Annotated in this window: 19 protein-coding genes and 2 pseudogenes; 14 read left to right on the forward strand and 7 right to left on the reverse strand. The window is 62.6% G+C overall.

Features of this window, described 5'->3' with window-relative positions:
* Window positions 1–273: 273 nt before the first annotated feature.
* The 7 genes and pseudogenes from phoB to EGO55_RS16860 form a co-directional block, all read right to left on the reverse strand.
* A pseudogene (gene phoB, locus EGO55_RS16830) lies at window positions 274–962 on the reverse strand (phosphate regulon transcriptional regulator PhoB).
* Window positions 963–1,035: 73 nt separating this feature from the next.
* Window positions 1,036–1,710 (reverse strand): phosphate signaling complex protein PhoU, encoded by a 675-nt coding sequence (gene phoU, locus EGO55_RS16835; protein WP_021688205.1) that lies wholly within the window; start codon window positions 1,708–1,710, stop codon window positions 1,036–1,038.
* A complete protein-coding gene (pstB, locus tag EGO55_RS16840; protein ID WP_052023595.1) occupies window positions 1,710–2,501 on the reverse strand; it encodes a phosphate ABC transporter ATP-binding protein PstB in 792 nt (263 codons plus the stop codon). The genes phoU and pstB overlap by 1 nt, the downstream gene beginning before the upstream one ends.
* A gap of 23 nt (window positions 2,502–2,524) precedes the next feature.
* Window positions 2,525–3,775 carry a phosphate ABC transporter permease PstA gene (pstA, locus tag EGO55_RS16845; protein WP_021688203.1) on the reverse strand — a complete coding sequence of 417 codons (1,251 nt, stop codon included), beginning with the start codon at window positions 3,773–3,775 and terminating at the stop codon, window positions 2,525–2,527.
* A complete protein-coding gene (gene pstC / locus EGO55_RS16850) occupies window positions 3,768–5,147 on the reverse strand; it encodes a phosphate ABC transporter permease subunit PstC (RefSeq protein WP_021688202.1) in 1,380 nt (459 codons plus the stop codon). Before pstC ends, pstA begins: the two co-directional genes overlap by 8 nt.
* Window positions 5,148–5,161: 14 nt before the next feature.
* The gene (locus EGO55_RS16855; RefSeq protein ID WP_021688201.1) at window positions 5,162–6,217 is read right to left on the reverse strand and encodes a substrate-binding domain-containing protein; all 1,056 of its coding nucleotides are present in this window, start codon (window positions 6,215–6,217) and stop codon (window positions 5,162–5,164) included.
* A gap of 75 nt (window positions 6,218–6,292) precedes the next feature.
* Entirely contained in the window at window positions 6,293–7,492 is a 1,200-nt protein-coding gene (locus tag EGO55_RS16860; protein ID WP_021688200.1) for a sensor histidine kinase, read from the reverse strand.
* A 682-nt stretch (window positions 7,493–8,174) separates the two neighbouring features.
* Here EGO55_RS16860 and EGO55_RS16865 point away from each other — a divergent pair.
* The 14 genes and pseudogenes from EGO55_RS16865 to EGO55_RS16930 all read left to right on the forward strand — a co-directional run bounded on the left by EGO55_RS16865 (window position 8,175) and on the right by EGO55_RS16930 (window position 23,249).
* A complete protein-coding gene (locus EGO55_RS16865; protein ID WP_021688199.1) occupies window positions 8,175–8,522 on the forward strand; it encodes a helix-turn-helix domain-containing protein in 348 nt (115 codons plus the stop codon).
* Window positions 8,523–8,706: 184 nt separating this feature from the next.
* Window positions 8,707–9,687 (forward strand): DUF7146 domain-containing protein, encoded by a 981-nt coding sequence (locus tag EGO55_RS16870; RefSeq protein ID WP_021688198.1) that lies wholly within the window; start codon window positions 8,707–8,709, stop codon window positions 9,685–9,687.
* A gap of 36 nt (window positions 9,688–9,723) precedes the next feature.
* A pseudogene (locus EGO55_RS16875) lies at window positions 9,724–11,360 on the forward strand (PRTRC system ParB family protein).
* A 37-nt stretch (window positions 11,361–11,397) separates the two neighbouring features.
* Window positions 11,398–11,835 (forward strand): PRTRC system protein E, encoded by a 438-nt coding sequence (locus tag EGO55_RS16880; RefSeq protein ID WP_013846913.1) that lies wholly within the window; start codon window positions 11,398–11,400, stop codon window positions 11,833–11,835.
* A gap of 49 nt (window positions 11,836–11,884) precedes the next feature.
* Window positions 11,885–12,091, forward strand: a complete 207-nt coding sequence (locus EGO55_RS16885) for a PRTRC system protein C (protein WP_013846912.1) — start codon at window positions 11,885–11,887, stop codon at window positions 12,089–12,091.
* 219 nt (window positions 12,092–12,310) lie between these two features.
* On the forward strand, window positions 12,311–13,258 hold the full coding sequence (locus EGO55_RS16890; protein WP_021688196.1) for a hypothetical protein: 948 nt from the start codon (window positions 12,311–12,313) through the stop codon (window positions 13,256–13,258).
* Between the two features lie 8 nt (window positions 13,259–13,266).
* Entirely contained in the window at window positions 13,267–14,097 is an 831-nt protein-coding gene (locus tag EGO55_RS16895) for a PRTRC system protein B (protein WP_021688195.1), read from the forward strand.
* Window positions 14,094–14,753 carry a PRTRC system protein A gene (locus EGO55_RS16900; RefSeq protein ID WP_021688194.1) on the forward strand — a complete coding sequence of 220 codons (660 nt, stop codon included), beginning with the start codon at window positions 14,094–14,096 and terminating at the stop codon, window positions 14,751–14,753. The genes EGO55_RS16895 and EGO55_RS16900 overlap by 4 nt, the downstream gene beginning before the upstream one ends.
* Window positions 14,743–15,501, forward strand: a complete 759-nt coding sequence (locus EGO55_RS16905) for a PRTRC system ThiF family protein (RefSeq protein WP_021688193.1) — start codon at window positions 14,743–14,745, stop codon at window positions 15,499–15,501. The genes EGO55_RS16900 and EGO55_RS16905 overlap by 11 nt, the downstream gene beginning before the upstream one ends.
* A gap of 112 nt (window positions 15,502–15,613) precedes the next feature.
* A complete protein-coding gene (locus EGO55_RS16910) occupies window positions 15,614–15,889 on the forward strand; it encodes a hypothetical protein (protein WP_013846907.1) in 276 nt (91 codons plus the stop codon).
* The gene (locus tag EGO55_RS16915; protein ID WP_021688191.1) at window positions 15,886–16,170 is read left to right on the forward strand and encodes a hypothetical protein; all 285 of its coding nucleotides are present in this window, start codon (window positions 15,886–15,888) and stop codon (window positions 16,168–16,170) included. The genes EGO55_RS16910 and EGO55_RS16915 overlap by 4 nt, the downstream gene beginning before the upstream one ends.
* A gap of 60 nt (window positions 16,171–16,230) precedes the next feature.
* Window positions 16,231–16,722: a hypothetical protein gene (locus EGO55_RS16920; protein WP_021688190.1), complete on the forward strand. Its 492-nt coding sequence runs from the start codon at window positions 16,231–16,233 to the stop codon at window positions 16,720–16,722.
* Window positions 16,719–17,957, forward strand: coding sequence for a hypothetical protein (locus EGO55_RS16925; RefSeq protein WP_021688189.1), 1,239 nt, complete (start codon window positions 16,719–16,721; stop codon window positions 17,955–17,957). Before EGO55_RS16920 ends, EGO55_RS16925 begins: the two co-directional genes overlap by 4 nt.
* 120 nt (window positions 17,958–18,077) lie before the next feature.
* Complete coding sequence (locus EGO55_RS16930) at window positions 18,078–23,249, forward strand: helicase (RefSeq protein ID WP_021688188.1); 5,172 nt, start codon at window positions 18,078–18,080, stop codon at window positions 23,247–23,249.
* The last annotated feature ends 246 nt before the right edge of the window (window positions 23,250–23,495 follow it).

Raw genomic sequence — 23,495 nt, forward strand, 5'->3', positions numbered from 1 at the left:
CAGGTCGCACAGGTTTTCGCAACGGAGTGCAGGGGAATTGTTCCCCGGTTGCCAGACTATCCCACTTAAGGCATCGCCGGTCATGAGAATGCACGCGTTGCCATTGCCGGACTGGCGATCATCGCCGCGCAGTTGTCCATCAATGGGAGACTGCGATTGGTCGCCGTCATCCTGATGATTGGCGCCAGTGCCGGGTGTTCGTTAACGGCAAGACCGCAACAGTCTGAACAGCAGGCGATCTAGCGAGCCGTTCACAGTCGCACAATCGACAGATCAGGCGCCTTCGAAGGAATACCCGGCAGAACGGACAGTGCGGATGGGGTCGATTGCGTTGTCGATCTCGATAGCCTTGCGCAACCGCCGAATGTGCACGTCAACGGTGCGTTCCTCGATCTCGCTGCCCGTTCCCCAGACCGCGTCCAGCAGTTGTCCGCGCGAAAACACCCGGCCCGGATGCTCCATGAAAAACTGCAAAAGCCGATATTCTGTGGGGCCGAGCGTCAACTTGGTGCCTTGCCGTTCCACACGATGCGCCACCGGATCGAGGCTGAGGTCGCCTACCACTACGGTTTCACCGGCAAGCGCCGGGCGCAATCTGCGCAAGACAGCAGCCACGCGTGCTTGCAATTCGCGGGGGAGAAGGGCTTGGTCATGTAATCGTCGGCCCCCGTATCGAGGCCACGAATACGATCGTCTTCCGCGCCGCGTGCTGTCAGCATGATGATGGGGACGTTGGCCGTGGCCTTGTCGCGGCGCAACCGGCGGCAAACCTCGATGCCGCTGGTGCCCTCGATCATCCAGTCCAGAATGATGAGATCCGGCGTTTCTTCTGCGGCGAGCACAAGGGCATCGTCACCATCGCCTGTTGAACGAACCTGATAGCCTTCGTTCTTGAAACGGAATTCGAGCAATTCGGCAAGCGCCGTATCGTCTTCGACCAGGAGGAGTTTTGGTTTTGTCATCGAACTGCCATTCCCTCACCACAGCATTGTTGCATTATCATGACAAAGGCCGGGTGAGGGAATTCCAGAAAGTTCAACGGTCATCGTTGCGATCGGGCGGATACTCGCCAATCGCGGCATAGTGGACCATTTCGGCAACGTTGGTGGCGTGGTCGCCAATACGTTCCAGATTGCGGGCGATAAAAAGCATCTGCGCTGCGCTGCTGATCGTGGCCGGGTTTTCCATCATGAAGGAAACCAGATTCCGGAACAGGCTGTTGTAGAAGCCATCCAGCTTCGCATCGCGTTCGATGACTTCCTTGGCCAGAACGACATCGCGCGCGCCATAGGCAGTCAGCACGTCGTGGACCATTTCCGAGGCAAGATCGCCCATCGCATGCAGCAGCGTCAGCGGTTCAAAGGTCTGGCGCCTTTCAATGCGTCCGACACGCTTGGCGATGTTCTTGGCATAGTCGCCGATCCGTTCGACGACGCCGGAGATCTTGAGCGCGGCGATAACCTCGCGCAAATCGTCCGCCATTGGTGCACGCAAGGCAATGATGCGCACGGCCAGCTTGTCGACCTCGACTTCAAGCGCATCGATTTTCTTGTCGCGCACAACAACCGAATCCGCGAGAGATTCGTCGCTGTTGATCAGTGCATCGATAGCTTCCTGCACCGCGACTTCGGCCAGACCGCCCATTTCGGCAATCAGGCCGCGAATGCGGGTTATGTCTTCGTCAAACGCCTTGACTGTATGTTCCGTCATCAGCCGTACCGCCCCGTAATATAATCCTTGGTGCGCTCTTCGCGCGGATTGGTGAAGATGTCAGACGTCACGCCATATTCCACCATCTTGCCCAGATGGAAGAACGCCGTGCGTTGCGAAACGCGCGCGGCCTGTTGCATCGAGTGTGTCACGATCACAATGGCGTAACGCCCGCGCAGATCGTCAATCAGTTCCTCGATGCGGGCCGTCGCAATGGGGTCGAGTGCAGAACAAGGCTCGTCCATCAGGATCACTTCGGGATCGACCGCAATGGCGCGGGCGATACACAGGCGTTGCTGCTGGCCACCTGACAAGGCGGTGCCGCTATCCTGCAGGCGATCCTTGACCTCGTCCCACAGACCGGCGCGACGCAGCGATTTCTCGACGATGTTGTCGAGATCCGCCTTGCCATCCGCCAGCCCGTGGATGCGCGGGCCATAAGCGATGTTTTCGAAGATCGATTTAGGGAACGGGTTCGGTTTCTGGAACACCATGCCCACCCGTGCGCGCAATTGCACCACGTCCATGGCGTGGATGTCCTCGCCATCGAGATGGATGTCTCCGGTTACACGTGCGGCGGCGATCGTATCGTTCATGCGGTTCAACGAGCGCAGGAAGGTGGACTTCCCGCAACCCGACGGACCGATGAACGCCGTCACATATTTGGTTTGGATGTCGATGCTGACATCATCGAGAGCCTTTTTCTCCCCGTAATAAACGTACACGTTGCGTGCGCTCATCTTAGGAGTCAGATCGCTGTTCGGCTCGGCGAATTCGACGGTCGGGACCATCGTATCAAGGGTAGGTTGATTGCTCACCATTTTTTCTCGAAGCGGTTGCGGAGGTAGATGGCCAGCCCGTTCATGACGAGCAGGAAGAGAAGCAGGATGATGATCGCCGCGGATGTCCGCTCGACAAAGCCGCGATCGATTTCATCCGACCACAGGAAGATCTGCACGGGCAGCACTGTGGCAGGGGATGTGAACCCGTCTGGCGGGGTGGCGACAAAGGCGCGCATCCCGATCATCAGAAGCGGGGCGGTTTCCCCCAACGCACGCGCCATGCCGATGATCGTTCCGGTCATGATGCCGGGCAGAGCCAGCGGCAGAACGTGGTGGAACACGACCTGCACCGGCGAAGCGCCGATGGCGAGGGCACCATCACGAATGGATGGGGGCACGGCCTTGATCGCATTCCGTCCGGAAATAACGATCACCGGCATGGTCATGAGCGCCAGTGTCATCCCGCCGATCAGCGGAGCGGACCGGTAGAACGGGAATATCCAGAGAAACACGGCGAGGCCCAGCAAGCCAAAGATGATCGATGGAACAGCAGCGAGGTTGTTGATCGAAACCTCGATAATGTCGGTCCACCGGTTCTTCGGGGCGTATTCTTCCAGATAGAGCGCGGCCAGCACGCCGATCGGGAAAGCGAGGGCCAGCGTGACCAACATGGTCAGGATAGAGCCCTTGAGAGCGCCCCATATACCGACCATTTGCGGATCGGTGGCATCAGCGCGGGTCAGAAAGCCCGGATCGAAATGCCGTGCAAGCAGGCCCTTGTCACTCAGTTCCTTTGCGAGCGGACGCAAATCTTCGCGTCCTTCACCGCGCAAGGCAGAAGCGAGGCTGTTGGTTGCCGGAAGGTTGAAGGTCTTCTCGCTTCCAAGCAGGGCCGGATCATCAACGATCGCCCGCCCGACTTCACGCCAGGCATCGCTGCTGACCTGTTCCGCGCCATCCGGCCCAAGGGCCTGTTCGGCGGCGGTCTGGACCAGCATGGGCAAACCGGCGGTTTCGAGCGCCTGGATCGCGTCTGAATCTTTCAGGCGCTGTGGCTCGATCGTCAGCCCCGCTTCGCGGAAGTTCACCGGTACAGAGAGTTCTGCCCGCTGAAATCCGCCGACACCGTTCATGGTCATGCTGACCAGCAGCACCGCCAGCACACACACCGAAAAGATGATCGCGCCAAGGCCGAGGAATTTGAAGCGCTGCTCTGCCGCATAACGCTTCTTCAGTCGCGCCTGGAAATGCGCGCTGCGATTGGGGAGGGTTGCCTCACTCATAAGCTTCGCGGAACCGTTTTACGACGCGCAGGGCGATGAAATTCAGCCCAAGCGTCACGAGGAAGAGAACGAAACCCAGGGCAAAGGCGCTGAGCGTCGCGGGATGATCGAAACTGCCTTCACCGGTCAGCATGGCAACGATCTGGAATGTGACCGTTGTCATCGCCTCAAGCGGGTTGGCGGTAAGATTGGCGGCGGCACCGGCGGCCATAACCACAATCATGGTTTCGCCAATGGCGCGGCTGATGGCCAGCATGATGCCTGCCACGATGCCGGGAAGGGCAGCGGGGACAAGCACGCGCTTGATCGTTTCCGATGTTGTTGCGCCCATGGCCAGGCTGCCGTCGCGCATGGCCTGCGGCACGGCGGCGATCGAGTCATCGGCCATGGATGAGACGAACGGGATGATCATCACGCCCATCACCACACCGGCTGCCAATGCGCTTTCGCTGGAGGCATTGGCGATCCCGACCGACTGGGCCAGATCGCGGACGAACGGCGCTACCGTCAGTGCCGCAAAGTAGCCATAGACTACGGTGGGAACACCTGCGAGGATTTCCAGCGCCGGTTTCAGCCACGCACGCCATTTTGGGTTGGCGTATTGGGTGAGATAGATCGCGCTCATCAGGCCAAGCGGGATGGCCACAATCATGGCGATGATCGCACCGATAAAAATGGTGCCCCAGAACAGGGGGATCGCGCCGTAACGCGTGGGATCGGTCGTCGTGCTCATCGGGTCCGGCCCCCAGAAGGTGCCGAACAGGAAGTCCACGGGGGAGACCATGCCGAAGAAGCGCACGGTTTCAAAAGTAAGTGAAACGAGAATGCCGAGCGTCGTCAGGATAGCGACCAGCGAGGCAAGCAGGAGGATCGCCATCACGGTGCGTTCCACCCGCGTGCGCGCGGCGAAGTCCGGTTTGATACGGAGGAATGCCCAGGCACCCCCCATGAAGCCGATAACCATGGTCGCGATCAGGCCAATCATACGCGATTGGCCGATCGCTTCCCGGTAAGGCTCGATCAGGGCTTGTGCCTGGTCATTGAAGACACCTGCGGCATCCCCTTTGGCCACTGCGGCAGCCTCGTTCAGGATCGTGCTCCGAAGGAAGCCGAATTCTGGCAGATTGGCCGCCGCGGGTGATGCGAGAACAGAACTGGTGACAAGTTGCGGGGCGATGAAGCTCCAGACAGCCACAAACAGTACGGTCGGGATCAGCACCCACAGGGCGACATACCAGGCGTGGTAGGATGGGAGTGCGGCGAGCCTCCCGCCTGCAACTTCACGTTTGAAGCTGTAGGCGCGAGCTCTTGCCGCCAACCACCCGGCGAGACCCAGGCCAAGAGCAAGCAGTAGCAGAATAGTCGGCGACATAAGCTTTCGCGCCCTTACTTCAGTCCGTCGCCGGTCATCGGTGTGAACTTCGTGACGACTTCGGTGCTCTTCGCAATGACGTCGTCAGGGGATGCAACCATGCCAATTTTGGCCAGCGGACCGCCTTTACCCCACATCTTCGGCCATTCGCCAAGATATTCCTTCAATCCGGGGATTGCGTCCAGGTGGGCCTTCTTCGCATAGATATAGAGCGGACGGGCGCCCGGATATGTGAAGTTGGAAATGTTGTCATAGGTCGGCTGAACCCCGTTCATGGACAGACCTTTGATCTTGTCAGCATTTTCTTCGAGGTAGCTGTAACCGAAAATGCCCAGAGCCTTTGGATTGGCTTCGATTTTCTGGACAATGAGGTTATCGTTTTCGCCGGCGTCAACATAGGCGCCATCACCGCGAACGTCAGTGCAAATCTGCTTGAACTTGTCTTCGTCGGTATCCTTCAGCGCCTTGGTCGCGGCATCGGTTTTACAACCTGCTTCGAGGATCAATTCCTTGAGCGCATCGCGGGTACCCGATGTGGAGGGCGGACCGTAAACGAGGATCGGCGAATCTGGCAGGGAAGGATCGACATCCTTCCAGCTCTTGGCGGTCTGTTCCTTGCCGAACGGCTTGGCGGCGAGCGCCTTGTAGATGATTTCGGGCGTCAGCTTCATCTCGATGCCGTTCTTTGATGAAGCGAGCGCAATCCCGTCGAGACCGACCTGAATTTCGAGAATGTCTTTCACGCCATTGGCCTGACAGTCATCGAATTCCGATTTCTTGATCCGGCGCGATGCGTTGACCATGTCGGGATGCTGCGCGCCAACGCCAGCGCAGAACAATTTCATGCCGCTGCCGGTGCCGGTGGATTCAATAATGGGCGATTTGAAGTCGGCGTACGACTTGGCGAAGGTTTCCGCCACGGCCTTGGCGAAAGGATAGACAGTCGAGGAACCCACGCCGCGGATCGAATCGCGTGTCTGACCGCTTGCGGACTCACCGCCTGCACCGCCGCACGAGGCCAGCAACGTACTGGCGACCACCGCCGTCGCGACCAAAAGAGACTTCTTCATGTTAGATTGCCCTTCCTGAGTGCTTGCCATCTTTCTGGCTGTCTGGAGGGGCACTGTCCGTCTTATGTGACACCTTCATGACAAGGTGGCGGTATCATTCTGTAAACCGGGAAAACGCACTGTAATGCAGGTGCCCTTTCCGGGGGTGCTGGCAATGTCCAGACGCCCCTTGTGCCGTTCGACGATATGCTTGACGATCGCGAGGCCAAGTCCGGTGCCCCCAGCCGCCTGGCTGCGGCCCGGATCCGTGCGATAGAACCTGCGTGTAAGGTGCGGAAGATGTTCGGGTGAAATCCCTTCGCCCTGATCCTGCACCTTAAGGACGACGCCGCCACTTTCATCGCGAGAAAGCGTGACGGAAACCGTGCCTTCCGGATCGCCATATTTCAGACCGTTGTCGACCAGATTGCGAACGAGTTGTTCCAGTTGCTGCCGGTCGCCGCGAATCACGAGCGGTGTTTCGCATTGTTCGACCGCGATGCGCGCCCTGTCATCCGGCATGCCCGCGTCGCGCGCAGCCTGTGCGGCGAGGCCGTTCAATTCAATCTCAGTGGCTGGCAGATCGTGCTTCTCCGCTTCGATCCGGGAAAGCGACATCAGATCATCAACCAGCGTTTGCAGGCGGTTCGCTTCTTTCAGAACAGTCCCGTGAAAGCGTGCCGCCGTTTCAGCATCGACCTGATCAGCCATGTCGACCAGCGTTTCGACATAACCGATGATCGAGGACAGGGGGGTCCGCAATTCATGACTGGCGTTGGCTACAAAGTCGGTATGGGCGCGGCTGATATCGGCTTCGGCGGTGCGGTTGATCAGTTCGATGATCCAATACCGTTCATCCACGGGGTAACGGCTCATGTGCCAGATGCTGCGCGGTCCGGTCAGCCCCTTTATCGTGGCGCTGCCGCCGCCAGCTTCGTCCAGCAGGGCAATCGCATCGGGATGGCGCAAGGCTACGCGGGCGTCCTGGCCTACAATATGCCGCCCCAATGTCTCGCGCGCGGCGGAATTGGCGACAATGATGCGATTTCTGTCCAGCATGATGAGGGGGAGGCCCGAATGCTCAATCAGGGAACGCATGCTGTCACGCCGGAAAACCATGCGATCCTGGCTGGGTTGCGCAATCACGGGTTCCGGCCGTGAAATCCACAAGCTGCCGATCCACAGCAGGAAATTGGCGATAACCAGATCAAGGCCCGTGCCCCAGATCAACAGGACAATGCTGCTGACAGTGGCGAGCGCGATTCCCGGCCAGGGAAGGGGGCGACGTTTGTTCATGAATGGCTGGCCATAGACACACGGCCAGAGTGGCACCAGTTGAAAAAACGGTTGGTACCCTGGCCTGAATGGAAGTGGTGGTGACCCCTACGGGAATCGAACCGGGCCTTCGGGGTAATACAGGGTAACGCAGGGGAAGCAAGCCCTTGATTTGCGGTGCGCCAATTGCCCTCCACTCCCCTCCATTACCCTAAATGTGCCACGAAATGTGCCACGGTAATGCTGCTGGATGGGTTCCTCACGCTTCTTGCCTTTCAGGCGCAGACCGCACGCTAATGTGTCGACTTTGGCTTCGCGTTCGCTTCACGATCCGCCAGTTGCCCGCGCGTCGATGCTGGGCAGGCAATGTGGGAATATCCCGCAATGTTAACCAATTCGGTATCGAAATTCCCCTCCAAAAGGCACCTTGCCGGACAGGAGGATTCGAGCATCATGCCTGTTGGACTACTTTGTTCAGGATAGCGGGGGGCAACCAGACGTTGGGGCATCGGCACGGTTCGCCATGATGCTACCCAAATGGGATGGAGAGCAAATGCCCATGCGACACGATGCCCGAATTGACCCCATGCTGGACGACACAGGCCGTCCGGCTGTTTTCGCACCTCTATGCAGGTCGATCATTAGCGCAAGAGCGGCGTCGGCCACCATGTTCGGCTCTCTCTGCGCCGACCCAGGATGCGAAATGTTGCTCGATCTCTACTGGCGCGACAGCCAGGGATTGAAGACTTCTCTGACCAGCTTCTGCCTCGCGTCGAAAGCATCGGAGATGACCGGTCGGCGATGCCTTGGCGAGATGGAGGCGCAAGGCATAGTCGAGCGCTTCCCTGATCCCTTCGATAAACGCCGGATATATGTCCAGCTGACCGCCGCCGGGCGGGATAAGATGGATGCGTGTTTCCAGACCTTGCTGTCCGGATATGCGCAAACCTGTCACGACTGCGCCCGCAAATGCGGCGACGTTCCAGACGGGACCCGGCAGGAAGTCCCGTTCTGCATTGCGATAGACGGCGTCCGGCGGTTCCGACGGTAGAAGTTCAGCGCCGGTATCAGTGGTCAGCAAATAGGCCAGCGTAGCGTGCAGCACTGCGCCGGTGAAACGGGGACGCGCTGCCCGTTGATCCGACCTGAGATCACATTGGCAGCGAGCGTCGGCCGCGGCCTGAAGAGAAGGAGGAGTGGGGCGAGGGAGTTTTCCCTATGCTGGAGTTCCTCCCATGGCCCTGTCGCGCACGAGCGCCGATCCTCGTCTCCATGCCGCTGCCGCCAGCATCGTCAAATCACTCGGTGGAACATGGAAGCCATCGGGCGCGATGTGCCGTTGCCCGGCGCATGACGACCATCGCCCGAGCCTTTCGGTCCGGGTCGGCGAGCATAGCATATTGTTCAAATGCTTTGCCGGCTGTTCCACGATCGATGTCATTCGCGCGCTGCGCAGCGACAGGCGCCCTATACCGACGGCCGATGCTGAAACGGAATTCGCACGCGCGGATGGCAGCGAGCGACGGTTGGCCGGCCGGATCCGTTCGCTCTGGAAGGAAGCGCGTGCCGTTACCGATACGCCGGCGGGCGTCTATATGGCGACGCGTGGTTTCAACGAGCCGCATCCGGCGCTGCGCTACCATGATCATGTGCCGCTCGGCCGGGGCGCCGACGTCCGTTTCCGTCCGGCGCTGCTCGCCGCCGTTGAAGCCGACACCGGCGTCATAGCACTCGAACGGCTGTTCCTCGACCCCCGGACCGGATTGCCGGCCACTGATCTCGATCCGCCCAAACTGATGCTGGGTCGCCCGCACGGTGGCACCGTCCGTTTCGGGGCCGCCACCGATGTGCTGGGGCTGGCTGAGGGCTGGGAGACCGCCTGGTCCGCTCATTTGCTGCTCGGCATCCCTGTCTGGGCCGCGCTTGGTGCCGACCGCTTCCCCCTGGTCACTGTGCCTGAGCGGGTCGAACGCCTCTTCCTCCTTCACGACAACGACCTTTCCGGTCGGCGCGGCGCGGCGCGGGCGAAACAGGCGCATGCGCGAGACGGCCGGTCGATCGAGCCGCTGCCTCCACCGCCGGGCTTCAATGACTGGAACGACCTCTACCGGGCGAGGGGAAGGGGGAGGGAGATGGTTGCGGAATGCAGACTGATGATCAGCCGCGTCCCGCACATTCCGACACGCGCAGCGGCATGGGCGTCCAGCCAACCCTGAACGCGAGCCTGCTACAATCCACACAGGAGACGAGCCTTGACCTCGCTACAACCGAGCTATCCCTCCACGCTGCCGCTCGCCAGTATCGTGAAGGGCGACAATCCCCGCCGGTATTTCGACCGGAAGAAGCACGAGGAGATGGTGGCTTCCATCCGGCAGCGCGGCATACTCCAGCCCATATTGCTCCGGCCGAAGGACGACGTCTATGCCATCGTCGCCGGCGAGCGCCGGTACAGGGCAGGGCTGGAAGTCTATGGGCTCGACGGCGAAGTGCCGGTCATCATCCGCGTGATGACGGACCAGGAAGCGCTCGATGCCGCGATCGCCGAGAATGACGACCGTGACGATCCGTCGGAGACCGAGCAGGCCGATGCCGCCGTCCGCTACCTCGCGGCATGCAACGGCGACCGCGCCGAGGCCGCACGGCGACTGGCCTGGTCCCGCGCCAAGCTTGATCGCCGCCTGGCGCTCGCTGAACTCACCGACGCCGCTAAGACCGCCCTCGATGAGCGCCGGATCAAGGTTGGTCACGCCGAACTGCTCGCCGTCATCCCCAAGGACAAGCAGGACACGGCCCTCGACACGATCCTGCGCCTGAATCTTGACGTGAACGATACGCGCAAGGAACTGATGCGCATCACGCATAGCCTCGCGAGCGCCTGTTTCGACAAGACCGAGTGCGCCACCTGTCCGTTCAACTCGGCGGCGCAGCAAGTCCTTTTCGAAACCCATGTCGATGATGGCCATTGCACCAATCCGGGATGCTTCAAGCTCAAGACCGAAGCCGCCGAGGTGATCCGTTTCGAGGAAAAGGAGCGCGCCGCGAAGGCGGCCAGGAGAGCGATGCCTCCTGCTGCCGATGATGCCGACGCTGATGCGCAGGACGATGTCACCGTCGAACCCGCGCCATCGATGGATCTCCAGCCGCAGCCGGAACGCGGCGCCATATCATCCAGTGCTGTCGAAAACCGCGAGCCTCCCCGCCACGCACTGCCGAGACCGTGCCGGCCGCGTCGACGGCGCATAAGCCGACCGTCACGGCCAGGTCGATCGCGACCCGAACCGCCGAGCTTCGCGAGGCGACATGGCGAACCGCGCTTGCCCGTGCGCTCGCGGGCAATGCTGTCCACGCCCGGACCACGATCCTTGTGGCGGCGATGTCGGGCACGCTTTCGCAGATCAAGCCCGACACGCTGACGTCCCGCGCTGGCATCCTCGTCGGCGCCTCGTTCCCGGACCTCGACTTCAAGGGCAAGATCGCGGAAATCCGGGCGCTTGCCGATGCGCGGGCCGCCAATGTGCTGGCCGTCATCGGCGGCGCTTACGCCAAGGATGTGCTCAGCTTCGATCATGTCGCGGACCTTGCGAGAGTGTTCGAGGTCGACTTGCGCGAGACGTGGCAGGTCGATCAGACCTTTCTCGAGCGCTACACAAAGGAAGAGCTCAAGTTCATCGCCCAGGAATGCGGCCTGATCGCGCATGTCGGCGAGAAACGGTTCGCCAAGCTGCTCGCATCGAAAAAGACCGAGCTTGTCACCAGCATGCTCAATCGCATCGGGTTCGATTGGGCGGGACGTCTGCCGGGCTGCATGACGCTCGATGGCGCCTATGGACCGCCCCCGGATCGTGCTGCCCAGCCGGCCGACGCTCCCATCTCGCAAATCGCCGCCTGACCGACACCCTCACCCTTCCAGACAAGGACCAACGCCCATGTTGATTGCCAACCTGCTGCCGCTTCTCGCCAACTATTCGCTCGGTTTCGATCTTGTCGCCGGCCCCGACGATACCGTCACGCTGACCGTCATTCCCCGCAAGGCGGAAGGCGCGAAGCACGGTCTCGAATCCGGCGAGACCCGCCCGATCTCGATCACCGCAACCGCCGTGGAGATCGATGCGGAACTTGGCCGTGGATCGGACGGCGCACTCGGCCAGCTCATCGCTACGCGCAAGACCCTTGCCGACCAGATCGCCGATCAGCGCCAGGCGGCCGAGGACGCAAGGATCGCCGCAGCGGAGGCCGCGAAGGCCAAGGCCGCCACGAAGGCCGCGACAGCAAAGACGACGGTGCCTGTGAGTCCTCCGAAGCTCCAGCACGCGGTCACCCCGCCGGTCGACGCCAAACCGGACCAACCCGCCACCTTGTTCTGACCGGACTCCGCTCAAATCTCGCCACGACCCAAGCCGGGAGTTTTACCTCATGCAGATCAACCATCTCACCCGCGCGTACCGCTATGACGGCATCGACCTTCCGGTTCCGCCGCATCTCGCCAACGATCCCGACGGTCTGCGTGCCTACCATGCCACGCTCTACCCCGCGGTTCTCAACGCCGAGATGGTCGACGCCGGCGTGTCGGGCGGCGCTCACGTCACCGAATACCGGCGCGCCGTCGGCACCAAGGGCTGACCGTGGCGCGCGGCAGCAGCGCGGCGATCCCGTCCGCAGTTCGTAAAACGCTCATCGAATGGATCGAGCCCGGCAATGGCGACACATCCGAATTCACCCAGCCAATCTGCAGCGAGCAAACCCAGGCGCTCCACGCGTGCATCCTTCTCGCGTCCGGGGACGGCGGGAGCAAGGCTCCCAGGCCGCTCCCGCCGCCACCGGGCCTGCGCCTTCCACCCCTTGGCTGACCTCGCGGGGCGGGCCGTTGCACTGTCCGGCGACATTCCCGCCCTCTTCGATGCTCCACTGGCGTCCCATCACAAGCTGATAGGCCGCTGGGCCACGTCTCGGGAAACGACGGCTAAACGCTATACTCGCGACCAGGCGCGCCAGCGCATCGAACGACTGTTCGACAAGGCGGTGCTCGACATTCTGGGCTCCGTCGAATTCGCGGACTTCAGGGTCGCGGTTCTTCACGGGAACGAAGGTTATCCGCCGGCTATCGCGGTGATCTGCGACAGCATGGGGCAACTCGACCTCGGATGGATCGAAGACAGCGATGCGCCCATTCCCTGGCGCGCCGCAGCCTACAAGGCCCTCGACGATATGCTGGGCCGCGCCCTTCCGATCTTCGGCTACCAGGACCTCTTCGATGAAATCTCTATGTACTATTGGGACGGCGCGACCGATGATGAAACCGCGCGGCAGTGGATCGTCGAATATCAGGGCATGGATCCTGACGATATCGAGGAACTCACTCTGCCATCCAACATGGAGTCTCGCCGGCCCGATTGGATGATCGCGGCAAACGCGGGGGCATCGGCGGAACTTCCGAACGGCTTACACCGGAAACTGGAGGAACTCCGCAAGGCGTACGCCGCTCTCGGGAAACTCCGACCGGAGCGCAGCGCCTGGCAATTCGATATCGAGATTGCCCAAGAGTATCTCCCCGGCATCGAGGAATGCTCGACATTGCCCCCGCTGACGCTCGTTCCGGTCGAGCAGTTCGCACGCGAGGTCGATGACGTCGGACGCCACGGGATGGAATACGGCTTCATGGACATCGCCGGCTTCTGCCCTTTGCCAGATTCAGTCCCGATCGACGACTGGTTCGCGTCCTTGCGTGTCGGCGCGCGGTTCCTGCTCGCCGCGCAGGACCTGATCCAGCTCGATCCAGCCAACCTTTGAGGTTCCTTATGTCCGACCACCGCACCCAGTTCGAAGCGACCGCCGGCGGCCTCGCGCTGACCAACGCCATTCTCCTTTACCGCAGCCAGCCGATCCGCAACGCCAGTCCCTATGCCACCGCTCGCGCGGGCGCCGCCGCATTCGCCAGCATCCATGCGATCGAGCATGACGATGAGGGAAAGCCGATCATCGGCGCGGGCACATCGCTGTCGCGCGCGCATCTGCGTCAATGGACCGAGGCCCTGGGCCGGACCGTTCTTCCCGAATTCCTGCCTGACAATGTGCTGGTCGCTCATCCCGACATGCTCGCATGGTGGATCCCGACCCAGGTTCGCCCGGCCTATTTCGCTCTCACGGATCCGCCCGCCGGCCTGCAGGTGCTCGCCGCGCGAACCACTATGCCGGTCCCGTATCCGCCGCATCTGTTCATCGCGACCCGATCGGGGTTCGGCGTTTACGCCTTGCCGGCAAACGAACGCCCCGGCATCGATACCCCGGTGCTGCACTCGCCGGTGCTCAATGTCTATCTCGACGGGCAACTTTGCTGGGGCAACATTCCGAAGCCAAAAACGCTGACGACAGCCTCCATCCCGGAATTCGAGCGCGGGGTGTTCGATAGCTGGTCCACCCACCCCAATCCCGGACAGGAACTGACCATCACCGGCAAAGGTGGTCTGGTTCGGCTCTGGGACGACCTCGCCGCGCGCAAGGCGAAGCGCTTTCCGGTCAGGCGTCTCAGGCCATTCGATCCCGGTCGGACACGACAGGCCTCCCGGCGAGCAACCCGGACCGATCAGATGACTCTCGGAAAGCTCCTTGCGAGAGGGGCGAACCAATGACCGTGCTTGCTGACGATCCCACTGCGGCCGCGGTCCTTGCCGCCGTGCCCTGTTATCCGGTCCCGCCACAGGGACGCTCGCCCGCCCTCGCTATGCTGCGCGCCGCCCGCGCCGGACGCGGCCTTGCGATCGGGATAGACGGCGTCATGCTCATCCTGCGCCGGCCCTGGCTGGAACTGGATTTCCCGATCACGCCGCCGCTTTCCCTCCATATGCCCTATGGCAGCACGGGCGCCTGTCGCGCCGAACTGCGCTGCGGGCTCATTCCACGCGAGCATCTCGATCATATTCTCGATCATTTTCGCGCAGCCTTGCCCAATGAAGCCGCGGCGTTCGTCCTCTGGAACGAAGCGACCCGGGAATTCGCGGTGGACCTTCCTGTCATCGACGAAGCCACACCCTCGCGCCTCGTCTATCGCACGCCGATTCCGCAGCCCGATTGGCATGTTGTCTGCGATTTTCACAGCCACGGGGTCGGTCCCGCCTTCTTCAGCACCACCGACGATGCCGATGACGCCCATGCGACGAAGATCGCGATCGTCGTCGGCCGGCTCGACGATCCCTGTGGTCCGGCGATGCTCGCGCGCCTTTGCGCCGACGGCATGTTCCTGCCGTTACCACGGAGCCCGTTTTCAGGAGACCGTCATGCCGACTGACCTCACGGATCGTCATTATCTGCCCGCCGGGTTCGATAATCGCACGATCAACATCCTGCTGGTCGGTTGCGGCGGAAACGGCGGGCAGATGCTGATGGGACTCGCCTCGCTCGACACCGCGCTGCGCGCGATCTCCTCGCGATCGCTGCATGTCGTCGTGATTGACGACGACATCGTGACCGAAGCCAATCTCGGCAGGCAGCCATATTACCGGGGCGACGTCGGCAGTTCCAAGGCCCGCACGCTCACCGAACGGATCAACCTCGCACACGGCCTGGCCTGGCAGGCAGTGCACGGCCGCGCCCCTGAAGCCATTAGTATGGATGGCGCCGACATCGTCATCACCTGTGTCGACACGGCATCGGCCCGCCGCGCGATCGGTGCCGCGCTCGCCGAATGCGGGACCGTTCCCGCCTATTGGATGGATCTCGGCAATCGCGCGAGCGACGGGCAATATCTCATAGGCTCCCCGGAGCACTGTTCCAACAAGCACCGCCATCGCCTGCCGACCGTGCTTGAATATTTCCCCGAACTCGCCGACGAAAACCTGCCCGACGACGATGCCCCTTCCTGCTCGGTCGCCGAAGCGCTCGAACGCCAGTCGCTGTTCGTCAACCGCGTCGTTGCGAGCCATGCCCTGGCGTTGTTGTTCGACCTTCTCGGACGCGGCTCCATCGGTCACGCCGGCGCATTCCTCAACCTCGCCAGCGGTCAGGCCGTCCCGATCCCGTTGCCGCGCGGCGACTGAACCTACCCGCATCACCCCGTGTCAGTCGGCCTGCACCGGCCGGAACCGCACGCCAGTCCGGCGGAGCGGCGGGAGAATCGCGCCTTCGCAAATTTACACAAGGAGACCAAACATGGCGTCACTTTCCCAGAGGGGCTGGACCCTTCATTATACCATTGGCCGGGTGCTGGCCGCCAAGGTCAGGCCGGGGGATATCGTCCCCATGCCGGGTGGGGCCAACGATTTGATGGTGCTCGGCGGACGCGCCCCGCAGCGTGCCAACGACCGCGGCAGCGTGTTCGTGCGCGATCCCCTCGCTGAGACCAGTGATTGCATGGAAATGCCGCTCCGGGCGCTCGGAATGGTTTGGATCAGCGACGCCGGTGGCTGGTCGGAGCTCCCGGCATGAGAGGGTTTCACGTCCATGTCTATACGACGATCAGGGTCAAGGTCGCGGTGACCGCCGAGGATCATGCGGGCGCGATGTTGCGGGCTGACGCGATCGTCGGACGCGGGATATTCCCCGTTCGTCTCCTTCCGAACGCCGCTGGTGTGCTGGAGGCGGAGCCGGCTGAAGAGGTCACCGGCTATCTGGTCGATGAAACCGACGATCCCGAATTCGAGAACAGCTGCTCTTACGATGCCGAATACCGGCCTTGCGGCGCGGGCGACAGTCCGGGCTGCGCCTAGAAAGGGGGAGAGGGAACAGGGGAGGGTGCTCCGCATGATGGAGCAGTCTGGAGAATCCCCATGCAAATCGAACTACGGCGTATCTCCTACAGCGCCGCGCTATCGCAGGAAACCGCGGCTTTCTCGGCGGAAGTCTGGATCGAAGGCGAACTCGCCTTTCATGCCCGAAACCAGGGAACGGGCGGAGCGGACTTCTATCACCAGGTTGGCCGGTGGACCGTGGCCGAGGTCGATGCCTGGCTCAAGGCCAACCGGCCGGTGCGCACCCTGGATGAAAATCTCGGCTGCGACCATGATCTCGAGATCGAGGTAGCCGACCTTCTCGCGCGCGAACTCGAGTCCCGGCGCCTAAAGCGCCTTTTACGCACTAACCTTCTCACAATCGAGAGTGGCCGGATATTGCAATATCCGCTCCGCAAGCGGTCGCCCGCGCCGTGCGCGCCACCAATCCCGCCGCGGTCATCGTCAACGACGCTGGCGACGAGGTGTTCGCGCGCGCGCTCGACCTGCTTCTCGCCAGCCGCTGACATTCCAGGCCGGAGATCGTCATGACCGACAGTTTCGATCCCGCCGATGCGGGATGCTGGATGGCGCGCGGCCGTCCGGCTCATCACGCCCATGCGTTGGCCGATGCCTGGCGCCGTTTCCCCGACCTGCCGAACGATGCGCCCCTCGACGCCCGCATGGCGCGTTCCCGCGAGCGGGTTCAGGCGCTTCGTCCCCTCAACGAAGCGATCGCCCAGGAAACCGAGCGCCAGCGCGTGGCCGCGAACTTTGCCTGCATCGAGCGCCAGATCGCCCAGGGCAGCACCGACAGCCGAAACCCCGCGATCCTCCATGGTCGTGACGTGCATGGCTATGGCTGGGATGCTGCCGTTGCCTACGCCGACGGACTCTACGCTGCCCGGGCGGGATGGGAATCCAGGCCGCCGTCACCGCCACGACTGGGTGATCCCGATGTCCGGCGACCTGCCTACCGCCAGGGATTTTTGGATGGCGGCGGCCAACCCGACGACATTTTCGACGTCGCCCGTCGAGCTTTCGCTGCCACACCCTCCGAGCCCAATCGCACCGAGAATGCGCAGCCGGGACGGCCGCTCCCCAGCGAGTGGTCGTACCCCACCGACGTCCCGGCACCGGCATCCTGGCATCGCCGCGTCCTTCTGCTCGGCGCGACTGAACTCGCGACGGGCACAATCGGCATCCTGGCCATGCTACGCGAACGATCCGGACACGAAGCTATCGCGCTTTATGCCGTCAGCGCCGAAACCGGGCTCCGCCCCTTTTCGCTCTCGTCCGGGCCCGCGCCGGCCGACGCGACGGTGACGCGCCAGGCTCTGCGCCAAGGCGACTATTCCGATATTCTCGTCGTCGTGGACCCCACTGAACTCGAACGGCTCGATGCGGACGCCGATATCCTCCCGCTCGCACGAACGATGGAGCGCACGCGCAATTCGGTGCTGCAACAGCGAGCCCAGTTCCGCCTCTGGCTCGCACGAGGCCGAGCGCCCGGCGATCAATTTGCCGCCGGACATATCCGATGGTCCAGGATGGCCGCCGGGCTGTCGGGCCGCCTCGGGGATTTCACCGCGCGCTATGCCGGCCCGGCGCTGCCCCGCGGCCATCGTATAGTCGTTGAGGACATAAGCGGCAGGTTGGCGCTCGGATACCGCACGCCGCTCGGCCGCGAACTCCAGCCCGAGATCGTGATCGGCAACAAGGCGCATGCCCGAACCGCGATGGCCGATCTGCTGCGCCAATATGCCGCTTCGCTTCGCCTCGGATGACCTGAGGCCTGAGACGAGGTCAGATCCAGGGCTCCCCGTCACACCCTGATCTTCGACCAGCCTGACAAGCTTGTGGGCCGCCGCGCTGCGCCCGCGAACCCATCAAAAAGGAAGCATTCCATGCGAAACAGTGCATCCGCGCTGGCTCTCCAGCTATGCCTCGACTTCGATCAGCCGGTCAGGCCGCCCGACCCGGCGCCCGCTGTCGCGCCCGATGCAGCGATCATCTCCCAGCATTGCGAGCCTACGCTCTTCTCGCTGGCGCCGGCGGAGGTGCTTGCCGGTCAGCCCCCGGTCGAACCCATCGATTTCTCCTTCGCCGCCGGGCGGATGCTGGCGTCCTCGTGGAAGGGCCGCGCGCAAGACAATGTCGAGGCGATCCGGCTGCTGAACCTGCTGGACCGCGAACAACGAGGAGCAACGCCGGCCGAGCAGGAGGCCATCGCGAAGTTCATCGGCTTCGGCGCCTCCGAGCTTGCGAACAACATCTTCGCCGATCGCGCGGGCACATTCCGCGATGGCTGGGAGGAACTGGGGCACGGCCTTGCCGCCGAAACGACCGATGCCGAACTTCAGTCGCTCAAGCGCGCGACGCAATATGCTCACTATACGCCCGAATATATCGTCCGCGCCATGTGGGACGCCGCCCGCATCCTCGGCTTCACCGGGGGCCAGGTTCTGGAACCCGGATGCGGCAGCGGTCTCTTCATGGGGCTGCGGCCCGACTGGCTGGCCAGTGACACGCTGTTCGTCGGTATCGAGAACGATCCCGTCACCGCCCGCGTCGCGAGCGCGCTCTATCCGGGTCAGATCATCCGCTGCATCGATTTCGACAAGGCGTCGCTGCCGCGCGACTTCGACCTCGCTATCGGCAATCCCCCATTCTCGAACCTCAGCATCCAGAACAAGACCAGCCTCGGCCGGCTCGGGCTGTCGCTCCACGATTTCTTCATCGCGAAATCGCTGGAGCACCTTCGGCCGGGCGGCGTCGCCCTGTTCGTGACCTCGCGCTATTCGCTCGACAAGAGCGATCCCAAGGCCCGCGGCCATATCGACGGCATCGCGGATTTCCTGGGTGCGGTGCGCCTTCCCGGCCGGGCCATGCGGCAGGAAGCGGGCACCGACGTCGTCGTCGATATCCTGCTCTTCCGCAAGCGCGAGCCTGATCTCCTCCGGCCCGGACACAATTGGATCGATCTGGCCGATGTTCCCGATAGCGACGAGGGTGAGGGACCGCTGCGGATCAACCGCTATTTCCTCGACAATCCCGCTCATGTGCTTGGGGCTCATGAATGGAAAAGCGGCCAGTTCGGCATGGACTATACCTGCGCCGCCGAGCCGGGTGTCGACATCGGGCAAGCTCTCACGACCACCCTGTCGGCAATCGCATCCCGATACGAAGGCGCCTGCCGCCCCGTCCATCGCACGACGTCGCTGCGTGACCGGGTCGACGTGTCGCTCGACATTGAGATCGGGACCGCTGCCGATGAAGCCGAGTTCAAGGAAGGCAGCTATCTCGTTTCCGGCGGTGTCCTGCACCAGATCGTCGACGGGATGCCGGCCATCGTCGACGTCAAATCGGGGCGTGGCACCACTGGCCTGTTTGTCAAGCACGCGAGCATCATCAAGGCGCTGATCCCGATCCGCGATGCGGTGCGCGCGATCCTGCGGGCGCAGCTGAACGACCAGCCCTATGCCGCGTCCCAGGAAAAGCTGCTCACGCACTACAGGCAGTTCACCAGGAAGTACGGCCCGATCAACCGGACGATCACCAGCATCCGCACGGATCCCGACACCGGCGCCGAGAAGGAATATCAGCGTCGCCCGAACCTCCAGCCCTTCCTCGACGATCCCGACGTCTGGCTGGTCGCGTCGATCGAGGCCTATGACGAGGCGAGCGATACCGGCACGCCGGGCGCGATCTTCACCGAACGTGTCGTCAAGCCGCCGGTCGCCCATGAAATCCGCTCGGCGCAGGATGCGCTGGCGGTGTCGCTCCACGAGCGCGGCCGCGTCGATCTCCCGTTGATCGCCGGCCTGCTCGGCGTCGCGCAAGCCGAGGCGCTCGCGGACCTTGCCGACGATATCTATCTGGACCCCGTCCGCACCACGCCCCACTTCGACCACTGGGTCACCGCGGACGAGGCCCTTTCAGGCCCCGTGCGGACCAAGCTCGCCCTTGCCCGCGAGAAGGCCGAAACCGATCCGCGCTTTCATGCCGTCGCCATCGCGCTCGAAGCGGTCCAGCCGGTCGACCTCAAACCCAGCGAGATCACTGCGCGTCTCGGCGCGCCCTGGATTCCTACCAGGGTCATCGAAACCTTCGTCGTGGAAATCATGGAGGTCGAGACCACCATCTTTCATACCGTCGATATTGCGAGCTGGACTGTCGACAAGGCCCCGTTCGCGGGACATGTCAGTTCCACCTCGACCTGGGGCACGGCGCGCCGAGGCGCGGCCGACCTGCTCGAAGATGCCCTCAATTCTCATATCCCCAAGATCTACGATGTTCACCGCGAAGCTGACGGTTCGGAGCGCCGCGAGCTCAATGTCACCGACACCGAAGCCGCGAAAGAGAAGCTTGCGAAGATCAAGTCGACCTTCGAGACCTGGGTCTGGCAGGACAGCGAACGCGCTGATCGCCTGGTCCGCATCTACAACGACGCCTATAACAACCTCGTTCCCCGGACCTTCAACGGCAAGCATCTGACGCTGCCCGGCGCGTCGACCGCCATCCAGATGCGCGATCACCAGAAGCGCGTCGTCTGGCGGATCGTCGCCGCAGGCTCGACCTATGTCGCCCATAGCGTCGGCGCGGGCAAAACCTTCAGCCTGTGCGCCGCCGTGATGGAGCAACGCCGTCTCGGCCTTGCCAACAAGCCGATGATGGCGGTGCCCAATCATTGCCTCGCGCAGATCGCGCGTGAGTTCCTGATGCTCTATCCCACCGCGCGCATCCTGGTCGCCGACGACACGAACTTCATCAAGGAGAAGCGGCGGCGGTTCCTGGCCCGCGCGGCGACCGGCAACTGGGATGCGATCATCATCACCCATGATGCGTTCAAGTTCATCCCCACCCCGGCAGCCTTCGAAAAGCAGCTGATCGAAGACCAACTCGCCAGCTACGAGGGGCTGATCGCGGGCATCGACAATGACGATCGCGTCTCGCGCAAGCGGGTCGAGCGCCTCAAGGAGGGGCTCCAGCGGCGGCTTGAGAATCTGCAGTCCCGCAAGGACGACCTTGTCCATATCGGCGAGATCGGCATCGACCAGATCCTGGTCGACGAGGCCCAGCAGTTTCGCAAGCTCACCTTTGCGACCAATCTTGGCGACCTCAAGGGCGTCGACCCGGCCGGCTCGCAGCGGGCATGGGATCTGTTCGTCAAGGGTCGATACCTTGCCGGCATCAATCCCGGCCGCGAACTGATCCTGTCGTCGGGCACGCCCATTACCAACACGCTGGGCGAAATGTATACGCTGCAGCGCTTCATGCAGCCCGATGAGCTACAGGCCAAGGGCTTGCATGAGTTCGACGCCTGGGCCGCGAACTTCGGCGACACACGCACCGAACTCGAACTCCAGCCGAGCGGCAGCTACAAGCCGGTCACGCGCTTCTGCGAATTCGTCAACGTCGCCGACTTGATGGCGATGTATCGTAGCGTCGCCGACGTCGTGCTCAAGGACGATTTGCGCCAATATGTCCGGCTGCCCACCATCAAGGGCGGCAAGCGCAAGATCATCGTCGCCCAGTCCGGGGCGCCCTTCAAGGCCTATCAGAAGGTGCTCGCCGGACGCATCAAGGCGATCGAGAACCGCAGCGGGCGCCCCCAGAAGGGCGATGATATCCTCCTTTCGGTGATTACCGACGGGCGGCATTCGGCGATCGATCTCCGCTTCGTCGATCCCATGATGGGGAACGAGGAGGGCAACAAGCTCAATCTCCTGATCGAGAATGTCTACAGTATCTGGCGCGATACGAGCGGCAATCGCTACACCGATCCGGAAACCGGGCGACCTTATCCGCTGCCCGGCGCCGTGCAGATGATCTTCTCCGATCTCGGCACCGAGAACGCCATCGAGACACGCGGCTTCTCCGCCTATGTCTGGATCCGCGAGCAGCTGATCGAGATGGGCATACCGGCCGATCAGATCGCCTTCATGCAGCATTACAAGAAGAACAGCGCGAAGCAGCGCCTGTTCAACGACCTCAATCAGGGGCGCAAGCGCATCCTCATCGGGTCCAAGCCCACCATGGGAACGGGCGTCAACGCGCAGCAACGCCTCAAGGCCCTGCATCATCTCGATGTTCCCTGGATACCCTCCGATATCGAGCAGCGCGAAGGCCGGATCGAGCGCCAGGGCAACCAGAACGACGAAATCGAGCTATACGGCTACGCGACCAGTGGCTCGATGGACGCGACCAACTGGCAGATGCTCGAAAGAAAAGCCCGCTTCATCAACATGGCGATGTCGGGTGATCGCTCCATTCGCCGGATCGAGGATGTCGGCTCCAACGTCAATCAGTTCGCGCTCGCAAAGGCGCTGGCGTCCGGCGACGATCGCCTGATGCGCAAGGCTGGGCTCGATGCCGAGGTCGCAAGGCTCGAGCGCCTGCGCGACGCGCATATCGACGACCAGTATAATATCCGCAGGACCATCAAGCGAACCGCGGACGCCATCATCGACGGCTCCAGTCTGATCGCGAAGCTGGAAGCCGATATCGCGCGCCGGGTTCTTCCGCGTCACGACGAGGTTCTGTTCGATTGCGGCGGCACCATGGTCACCGACCGCAAGGCCGCCGGCGAACGCATCCTGCGGCAGGCCTTCGAGTTGCGGCTGCACGGCGGCCGGGCACGCCAGTTGCTCGGCACCGTCAACGGCATCGATGTGGAGCTCTCAGGCTACGAGGCTGTCGACGATGATGGCGAGCGCGGTATCCGCACGTCCGTCGCGGCACTGCACCACGGCGAGCGCAATGCGTTCGAAGTATCCGACAGGACGCGATGGACCACGGCGTTGGGCCGGCTCGAATCCTCCATTCTCAATCTCGACGCTGATCTTGCGGCCGTCCAGGCCGATCTCGAAGCGAACGAGCGGCGCCTTCCGGCTTTCGAGGCGCGTCTCGGCCAGGAATTTCCCGATGCAGCCTTGCTGGAAGACAAGCTGCGGGAACTCGCGGAACTGGAGGCCGATCTGGCGACGACGAAGGGCGAATTCGAGCCGGGGAATGACGAGGACGCAACCTTGGCACCGCCTTTCGGCAACGAAAGTGCGGCTCCGCAAGCGGCATGACGGTCTCGACCATTGGACGGGACGATTCCGCGCGCACTCCTGGCGACGTTGGCAATGCGACAATAGCGGTCGTGTCGGTCGGCACCAGCTGCTTGAGCCATGGAAAGGGATTGAGATGGGCTCACCCTGGGCTGGCCAATTTCCATTGTGCGCTTTCAAGGCGTACATTCTTGACGGGGCACTATTCGATCATGTACTAATTGAAACTGTACAAACGGAGGCGTGCAATGCCGCGAGCTGTGGTGG

The sequence above is a fragment of the Caenibius tardaugens NBRC 16725 genome, from assembly GCF_003860345.1.
In the GTDB taxonomy this organism is placed as follows: domain Bacteria; phylum Pseudomonadota; class Alphaproteobacteria; order Sphingomonadales; family Sphingomonadaceae; genus Caenibius; species Caenibius tardaugens.

Bases quoted from the DNA above. Each gene is read 5' to 3' on its own strand.
- phoU (WP_021688205.1), bottom strand. From the start codon at position 1,710: ATGACGGAACATACAGTCAAGGCGTTTGACGAAGACATAACCCGCATT.
- pstB (WP_052023595.1), bottom strand. From the start codon at position 2,501: ATGGTCCCGACCGTCGAATTCGCCGAGCCGAACAGCGATCTGACTCCT.
- pstA (WP_021688203.1), bottom strand. From the start codon at position 3,775: ATGAGTGAGGCAACCCTCCCCAATCGCAGCGCGCATTTCCAGGCGCGA.
- pstC (WP_021688202.1), bottom strand. From the start codon at position 5,147: ATGTCGCCGACTATTCTGCTACTGCTTGCTCTTGGCCTGGGTCTCGCC.
- EGO55_RS16855 (WP_021688201.1), bottom strand. From the start codon at position 6,217: ATGAAGAAGTCTCTTTTGGTCGCGACGGCGGTGGTCGCCAGTACGTTG.
- EGO55_RS16860 (WP_021688200.1), bottom strand. From the start codon at position 7,492: ATGAACAAACGTCGCCCCCTTCCCTGGCCGGGAATCGCGCTCGCCACT.
- EGO55_RS16865 (WP_021688199.1), top strand. From the start codon at position 8,175: ATGTTGCTCGATCTCTACTGGCGCGACAGCCAGGGATTGAAGACTTCT.
- EGO55_RS16870 (WP_021688198.1), top strand. From the start codon at position 8,707: ATGGCCCTGTCGCGCACGAGCGCCGATCCTCGTCTCCATGCCGCTGCC.
- EGO55_RS16880 (WP_013846913.1), top strand. From the start codon at position 11,398: ATGTTGATTGCCAACCTGCTGCCGCTTCTCGCCAACTATTCGCTCGGT.
- EGO55_RS16885 (WP_013846912.1), top strand. From the start codon at position 11,885: ATGCAGATCAACCATCTCACCCGCGCGTACCGCTATGACGGCATCGAC.
- EGO55_RS16895 (WP_021688195.1), top strand. From the start codon at position 13,267: ATGTCCGACCACCGCACCCAGTTCGAAGCGACCGCCGGCGGCCTCGCG.
- EGO55_RS16900 (WP_021688194.1), top strand. From the start codon at position 14,094: ATGACCGTGCTTGCTGACGATCCCACTGCGGCCGCGGTCCTTGCCGCC.
- EGO55_RS16905 (WP_021688193.1), top strand. From the start codon at position 14,743: ATGCCGACTGACCTCACGGATCGTCATTATCTGCCCGCCGGGTTCGAT.
- EGO55_RS16910 (WP_013846907.1), top strand. From the start codon at position 15,614: ATGGCGTCACTTTCCCAGAGGGGCTGGACCCTTCATTATACCATTGGC.
- EGO55_RS16915 (WP_021688191.1), top strand. From the start codon at position 15,886: ATGAGAGGGTTTCACGTCCATGTCTATACGACGATCAGGGTCAAGGTC.
- EGO55_RS16920 (WP_021688190.1), top strand. From the start codon at position 16,231: ATGCAAATCGAACTACGGCGTATCTCCTACAGCGCCGCGCTATCGCAG.
- EGO55_RS16925 (WP_021688189.1), top strand. From the start codon at position 16,719: ATGACCGACAGTTTCGATCCCGCCGATGCGGGATGCTGGATGGCGCGC.
- EGO55_RS16930 (WP_021688188.1), top strand. From the start codon at position 18,078: ATGCGAAACAGTGCATCCGCGCTGGCTCTCCAGCTATGCCTCGACTTC.